The organism is Microbacterium neimengense (assembly GCF_054782995.1).
Genome location: NZ_BAAGRK010000017.1, coordinates 1 through 5,940 on the forward strand (window position 1 = coordinate 1; position 5,940 = coordinate 5,940).

General features: G+C 39.0%; 3 protein-coding genes and 4 tRNA genes. All 7 read left to right on the forward strand.

The annotated features are described in order from the left end of the window. The first annotated feature begins 213 nt into the window (after nucleotides 1-213). Nucleotides 214-286: transfer RNA gene (locus ACYVJS_RS15850), tRNA-His, on the forward strand. Nucleotides 287-609: 323 nt separating this feature from the next. Then, a tRNA-Val gene (locus ACYVJS_RS15855) sits at nucleotides 610-681 on the forward strand. Between the two features lie 138 nt (nucleotides 682-819). Then, nucleotides 820-903, forward strand: a tRNA-Ser gene (locus ACYVJS_RS15860). Nucleotides 904-2,059: 1,156 nt separating this feature from the next. Continuing rightward, nucleotides 2,060-2,872: a cytochrome c oxidase subunit 3 gene (locus ACYVJS_RS15865; protein WP_460740839.1), complete on the forward strand. Its 813-nt coding sequence runs from the start codon at nucleotides 2,060-2,062 to the stop codon at nucleotides 2,870-2,872. 768 nt (nucleotides 2,873-3,640) lie between these two features. After that, nucleotides 3,641-4,816, forward strand: a complete 1,176-nt coding sequence (locus tag ACYVJS_RS15870; RefSeq protein WP_460740840.1) for a cytochrome b N-terminal domain-containing protein — start codon at nucleotides 3,641-3,643, stop codon at nucleotides 4,814-4,816. Between the two features lie 495 nt (nucleotides 4,817-5,311). Then, nucleotides 5,312-5,383: transfer RNA gene (locus ACYVJS_RS15875), tRNA-Glu, on the forward strand. Between the two features lie 216 nt (nucleotides 5,384-5,599). Further along, nucleotides 5,600-5,824, forward strand: a complete 225-nt coding sequence (locus ACYVJS_RS15880; protein WP_213407449.1) for an ATP synthase subunit C family protein — start codon at nucleotides 5,600-5,602, stop codon at nucleotides 5,822-5,824. Nucleotides 5,825-5,940 lie beyond the last annotated feature (116 nt).

Genomic DNA, 5,940 nt, shown 5'->3' on the forward strand with positions numbered 1-5,940 from the left:
AGGTTCAACTCCTCTGAAACGCTAAATATCTCGGGGCGGCTCGCCGCCCCTGGCCCACGGGTCAGGGCCGAGCCCTGACCCGGGGCTTTAGTTTTGGGACCTCATGGTTGGGGGCGACTTTGTCGCCCCCAAAGTAAAAATAAATATTAGAGGACCTACAGCAGCAAAGACGCAGGGCGGCAAAGCCACCCGCAAATTAGTATAAATTATATGGTGGGAATAGTTCAATCGGCAGAACATTAGTTTGTGGTACTAACGGTTCCCGGTTCGATTCCGGGTTTTCACCCATTAACCTTGGTCTAACAAGCTGTGGCAGCTAGTTTACACTTGCTAGGCGACATTCAAGGTAAATATATATTATTATTTGGGGGCGCTATGCGCCCCTTTGTCTGCCCAACAGCAAAGCCTGTTGGGACTTACAGGATTTTATAAGCCCCTAGGGCTTAATATTATTGATAATATATTCAATATTATATTATAAGTAACAATAATATCTCCGTTTTTAAAAACAGAGGCCCCGGGGCTGACGCCCCGGACCCCCAGGTCCGGCGGTGCCGGCCCCGGGGGCTTATACAAAATTTGGTGGTGGTGATAACACCATTACATATTAGGGGATTAGCTCAGGGGTAGAGTGTTTATCTTACACATAAAATGTCAGTAGTTCGAATCTACTATTCCCTATTTATAAAATAAAATTTAATTGAATTACAAACCCAGCCCTCGTAAAATTTTGACGTACCATGCCGCAAAATTTTAAAGCGGTGGTACCACCACCCTAAGGTGTATTGTCGCCCGCCCGGGAGGTTAATATTTTACAAAGGATAGATGACCGAATCGGTAAGGNAGTAGTTTGCTAAACTATGGATATAATAATCCTTGTGGGTTCGAGTCCCACTCTATTCATTTAAGCCCGAAACCCCCGGGTCGCTTGCGACCCGGGGTATAGAAACCCGCGCAGAGCGCGGGGATCTTAGGGTTTCTACCCTTTCGTATCACTTGGGCCCCGTAAAATTTTGGCGTACGGTGCCGCAAAATTTTTATCGAGCGCAGCCCGGCGTGGTTATCTCGCCTGTTTGGCCCACGCAAAGCGCGGGGCTTCAAAAATAAAATATTGGACCCCGGGGCCGGCGGGCGGCGCAGCCGCCCGTAAAATTTTGGCGTACGGTGCCGCAAAATTTTAAAGCGGTCCCGTTTTTTTAAAACGGGACCTAATAAAATCTTTGGCTGGGCGCACGATACTACTACTTCACAGATGGGGCAATAAATAATGAATATGGGGATAACCTATATTTATATTATAAGCAAATATTTTTGATTTAAAATACAAGACGTTCGTACCGAAAAATATCCCGGGGCGGCGAGTCGCCCCTGGCCCACGGGTCAGGGCCGAGCCCTGCATAAAATTTTGGCGTACGGTGCCGCAAAATTTTAAACCGGCCCCGTTTAAAAAACGGGGGCGGTTTAAAAACTGGAACAGGCTAAGCTCACCTTTCTTTTGTTTCCCGACCTTACAGGTCGGAGGCTAAAAGTAAAGGTTAAATGCTAATAAATTAGCTCCGGTTTATATCGGTAAATAAGTATGTTAGAACCCAAGGAAAATTAATTTATTATTTACTTAAAATGCTTGCAAGCATTTAAGCTTGGGCAGCTTGCTATTACCAAAATTTAACTTATTTCCCACTTATTTTTTGCGCTTAACACACAATATGGCTTTACCAAAATTTTTGGTTTTTACTTTAGTTTCAAGGCATAGTTTTGGGTAAAATTTAAGTAAGCCTCCTAGCTTCCCGCATTTTAGCACGGAGCTTATTCAGGCTGAGACTTATCGAATAACTAATTTGTTCAATAGGCTCAGGGTATTAAAAAGAAATATATTACTATTTCAATAATTATTAATTGACTTTTCTTGAGCGAATATTGCGTAGCAGTCATTGCGAGGAAAACCCCGGGGCAGGGCTCGGCCCCTGACCCGTGGGCCAGGGGCGGCGAGCCGCCCCGGGACTTTGTTTTTCCTTGCTTTAGACCTCAAGAAATGTATTATAGGAATCACATATACAGTATGACAACGAAATTTATGAACAGATCAGTTCAAGCGCATCCATTTCATTTAGTTGAAGCTTCGCCTTGGCCAATTGCTGTATCATTTTCTTTATTAGTAGTTACTCTATCAGGAGTAATGACATTCCAAGGATACCCTAATGGTTTATTCTTATTAACTCTTGGATTTATCTCTCTAGTTTCTACTATGACATTATGGTTTAAAGATATTTCTAGAGAAGGTACTTTCCAAGGTCATCATACTTTTGCAGTACAAAAAGGATTAAGCTTAGGTTTTGTTTTATTTGTAGTTTCTGAAGTATTCTTCTTTATTAGTATTTTCTGGGCATTCTTCCATTCTTCATTAGCCCCTACTGTAGAATTAGGAGCTCACTGGCCTCCAGCTGGTATTGAGACTTTAAACCCTTGGGAGGTTCCATTACTAAATACAGTAATTTTACTTTCTTCAGGTGCTACTGTAACTTACGCTCACCATAGCCTAATCCAAGGTAACCGAGCAGGAGTTATTTACGGTTTAATCGCAACTGTTGCTTTAGCAACAGTTTTCACTGGTTTCCAAGCATTTGAGTACTATAACGCTCCATTCACATTCAGTGATGGTGTTTATGGATCTACATTCTACATGGCTACTGGATTCCATGGTATCCACGTTATTGTAGGTACAATTTTCTTAACTGTAGGATTATTCCGAGTTTTATCATACCACTTAACTGATCACCACCATTTAGGATTCGAGCAAGCTATTTTATATTGGCATTTCGTTGATGTAGTTTGGCTATTCTTATTCATTAGTGTATACTGGTGGGGAGGATAATTTTAAACCCCGGGGGCAAAGCCCCTTGAGCCCACGGGGTCCCAAACGGTACACCCGTGTGCTTATTCAATAAATATTTATCTAATTATTAATAAAACCACCCCTTTCAACAAATAAAGGTTTTTAACATAAAGTCAAACTTTATAAGTAAGAATTAAAAATTTATACCACAAAATTAGGTTCTTCGCGCGAAGCGCGGGAGCTAGACCGTACCAAAGATAAACTTAGGCTTTGTCATTTAGAAAAAATATTATTAAATGATGACATTTTTAGTTACACCCCGGGGCTGGCGCCCCGGACCCCCAGGTCCGGCGGTGCCGGCCCCGGGGGCTTACAAAATAAGTGTAGATTATATGATCTCATTATAATAGTAATATTTAAAACTCAAATTTAATTTTGTTAAAGAATAATTTTATTTATTTTTAGCTATATATTTTAAGGGCTTCAGGCCAATTTTTTGGCTTGTAGACCTCTGGAGCCTATTCTCGGCTTCGAGTTTTGCATTTTACATGTTTTTATTACAAAAAATCTAAGAACCCTGTGCTACGCGCGGGATATCTTAATTTATTACAATAATTTTTAGTCCGGTTAATTCAGGACATAAACTTTAGCCCCCTGCAGGCGACACCACACCTTAGGGTGGTGGTGCCGCTTTAAAATTTTGCGGCACCGTACGCCAAAATTTTACGGGGAGGATAATTTTTTGTAATGGAATTTTCGATAAATTGAGGTAACTCCTCTTATCAGCCTAAATTAATTTTATTTTTAATGAAATTACTAAAGAGTCATTCCCTTTTAAGTCTTGCAAATAGTTACGTTATTGATTCACCTCAACCTTCTAATCTTAATTATGCTTGGAATTTTGGATCTTTACTAGCTTTATGTTTAGGTATCCAAATTGTAACTGGAGTAACTTTAGCTATGCATTACACACCTAATATCGATCTAGCTTTTATTAGTGTAGAACATATTATGAGAGATGTTAACTACGGATGGATGATTAGATATCTTCATGCTAATACTGCATCATTCTTCTTCTTATTTGTATATTTACATATTGGTAGAGGATTATACTACGGTTCATACAAAGCTCCTCGAGTTTTACCATGGAGTATTGGTGTTATTATCTTAATTTTAATGATTGTTACTGGATTCTTAGGTTACGTTTTACCTTGGGGACAAATGTCTTTATGGGGAGCAACTGTAATTACTAATTTAGTATCTGCCGTTCCTTGGATTGGTAAAGATATTGTAGAATTCATTTGGGGAGGTTTCAGTGTAGATAATGCAACTTTAAACCGATTCTTCAGTCTTCACTACTTATTACCTTTCATTCTAGCTGCATTAGCAGTTATGCATTTATTAACTTTACATGAGCACGGATCAAGTAACCCTCTAGGAATTACAGCAAATGCTGATAGACTTTACATGCATCCTTATTACTCATTTAAAGATTTAGTAACTATTTTCTTATTCTTCTTAGTGTTAGCTTTATTCTTATTCTATGCACCTAATAAAATGGGTCATCCTGATAATTATATCCCAGCTAACCCAATGCAAACTCCAGCATCTATTGTACCTGAGTGGTATCTATTACCTTTCTACGCTATTTTACGATCTATTCCTAATAAATTAGGAGGAGTAATTGCAATGTTAGGAGCTTTATTAATTCTTTTAGCTATGCCTGTATTAGATACTTCAAGAGTTAGAGGTTCTGCATTCCGACCATTAATGAAATTTGCTTTCTGGTTATTCGTAGTAGATTTCTTAATCTTATTATGGTGTGGAGGACAACATGTAGAAGAGCCATTCATTACTTTAGGACAATTTGCAACAGCATTCTATTTCGGTTGGTTCTTAATTATCGTTCCAGCTGTAGGTATTGTTGAAAATACTTTAATGGATTTAGCTGCAGATGAAAATAAAGCAGTGTCTACTAAATAATAATATTTAGTTTTAACCCAATTTTGGGGCTCCTTTTTAGGATGAGTGGCTATGCCGCTCCTGAGCAACGGACACAGTCCGCGTGGCTTATCCTTAAAACTTTCAAATTAATTAAATAAATTACCACCCCCCTACCTAATAACCTTAATAATAATTATATTATTTAGCCCCGCCGGGGCTTAGGACTTGTCTTAACCCCAAGAGGTAAGAGGCGGTGCCGGCCCCGGGGTCTATGGAGTTATTTAATCCTAAGACCGGCGGCCCTGACTCAAGGTCCAAAAATTAATAATTAATTTAAATCAACCCCGGTGAAAGAACTTTAGACAATGATTGGCGCTTAGTGAGCCTAAATATGTTTGATGTCGTCCCAGCCGGCGGCATGGTATGCCTATAAAATTTTGGCGTACCATGCCGCAAAACGATTAAACCGGGTATTTGTATAAAAGAAAGAAAATTAATCAAATTTTGATAAAAATTGGGGTTTTGGCCCTTATAGACCTCATGGTACAATGGTTAAGACACCACAACTTCACTGTGGGAATATCGGTTCGATTCCGATTGGGGTTAATATTTACATCAAATTATATTCACCATCACTTAAGTGGTAAAAAGGTCCGGGATAAACTTTACCCTGGCCAAATTTATATAAGTAATGATAATAGGCAATATAATTCGGACCGTTTAATGGCTCGAATGCCATTTGGTAAATTCTCAATGGATTAAATCCATATCTTTCACAAATGTTTTATCTTAACTAGCCTTTGGCTGGATAAATAAAAAATTATGGTAGCAGCAGCTAAAATTTTAGGAGCAGGATTAGCGACTATTGGACTAGCAGGAGCTGGAGTTGGAGTTGGATTAGTATTCGCAGCTTTAATTAACTCTACTTCTCGAAACCCTTCTCTACGACCTCAATTATTCTCTTACACAATTCTTGGGTTCGCTTTAACAGAAGCAATTGGTCTATTCGCATTAATGATGGCATTCCTATTACTATACGCAGCGTAATCTGTGTCAGTAATAACGAATCTAATTACACAAATTAATTTGTGTAATATTCATTATTGTAAACGGGTTCAATTTAATTATTAAATTGGGCCCCCCTATATTTTATATGGATTATT

Coding starts and splice junctions, on each gene's coding strand:
- ACYVJS_RS15865 (WP_460740839.1), top strand. CDS start 2,060: ATGACAACGAAATTTATGAACAGATCAGTTCAAGCGCATCCATTTCAT.
- ACYVJS_RS15880 (WP_213407449.1), top strand. CDS start 5,600: ATGGTAGCAGCAGCTAAAATTTTAGGAGCAGGATTAGCGACTATTGGA.
- ACYVJS_RS15870 (WP_460740840.1), top strand. CDS start 3,641: ATGAAATTACTAAAGAGTCATTCCCTTTTAAGTCTTGCAAATAGTTAC.